General features: G+C 65.2%; 2 protein-coding genes. Both read right to left on the bottom strand.

Features of this window, described 5'->3' with window-relative positions:
- Positions 1-732: IS66 family transposase (locus H165_RS0118125; protein WP_017940330.1), on the bottom strand; the 732-nt coding region annotated here is incomplete at its 3' end.
- Between the two features lie 19 nt (positions 733-751).
- On the bottom strand, positions 752-1128 hold a 377-nt coding region (gene tnpB, locus H165_RS0118120; protein ID WP_478212670.1), incomplete at its 5' end, for an IS66 family insertion sequence element accessory protein TnpB.

The raw sequence follows: 1128 nt of genomic DNA, 5'->3' as shown, positions 1-1128 counted from the left end.
TTCGTCGCAGTGCAGCACCGGGTGGTCCAGCAGCGTGTCGCGCAGCAGGTTGAGCAGCGGTTGCAGCTGTTCGCCGCTCTGGATCACCCAGCGCGCCAGGGTCTGGCGCGGGATGTCGACGCCGTGGCGGCTGAGCATCTTTTCGAAGCGGTACAGCGGGATGCCATCGGCGTACTTGGTGGTCAGCAGCATCGCCAGCACGCTGGGGCTGGCCAGGCTCTTCTCGATCAGTTGCGCCGGCTTGTCGGCGGTGACCGGCGCCGCTTCGCAGGCCGTGCAGGCGTAGGTCTTGCGGATGTGGCGGATGACGCGCACCCGCATCGGGATGATCTCCAGCTGCTCGCTGGCTTCCTCGCCGATGACCTGCTTGCAGGCGCCGCAGGCACAGGTCCGCTCGTGTTCGGGCAGCTCGTGGACGATCTCCACGCGCGGCAGGCTGGCCGGCAGCGGCTTGCGCTTGCCACGACGCTTGACGGGGGCGACGACGTCTTCGGCTTGCTCCTCGCTTTCATCGACCGCCGCCGGCTGTTCGATCAGCTCTTCGGCCTCGTTGAACATGGCCAGCTGCGGCGAGTCGGCATCCTCGGGGCTGCGCTCGGATTTTGGCGAGAACAGCTTGTGGCGCAGCAGGGCCACTTGCTCCTGAAGTTGCGCCACCTTTCCCTGCGCCAACAGCAGCATCTGCTTGAGCAGAACCGGGTCGTCGGGGAGGGTTTCGGGCGCGGGAATCATGGCGCCGGATTATACCGGCTCAGGCAACGAAACGCGGCGTCAGGATGCGGTGCGGGCGGTTGCGCCACAGGTCAATGCCGTCGAGCAGCCAGTTCAGTTCATCGACCGTCAGCTCGATGGCCGCGTCCCCGGCATCGGGCTGGGTCTTGAAACGCTCGGCCTCCAGCCGCTTGAGCCACAGGCAGAAGCCGTTGCGCTCCCAGTAGAGGATCTTCACCTGATTGCGCGTGCGGTTGAGGAACACGAACAACACCGGGTTGAACACCTCCACTTTTATATCCAGCGCGACCAGGGCGGCCAGGCCGTTGATGGATTTGCGGAAGTCGACGGGCTTGGGATAGAGGTAGACCTTCTGGACCTTGGCGTCGGGACGCATCATGGATGGCGGGCTCCAAT

It is taken from the genome of Pseudomonas thermotolerans DSM 14292 (genome assembly GCF_000364625.1).
In the GTDB taxonomy this organism is placed as follows: Bacteria; Pseudomonadota; Gammaproteobacteria; order Pseudomonadales; family Pseudomonadaceae; genus Aquipseudomonas; species Aquipseudomonas thermotolerans.
This window is presented reverse-complemented; position numbering and strand designations above follow the sequence as displayed.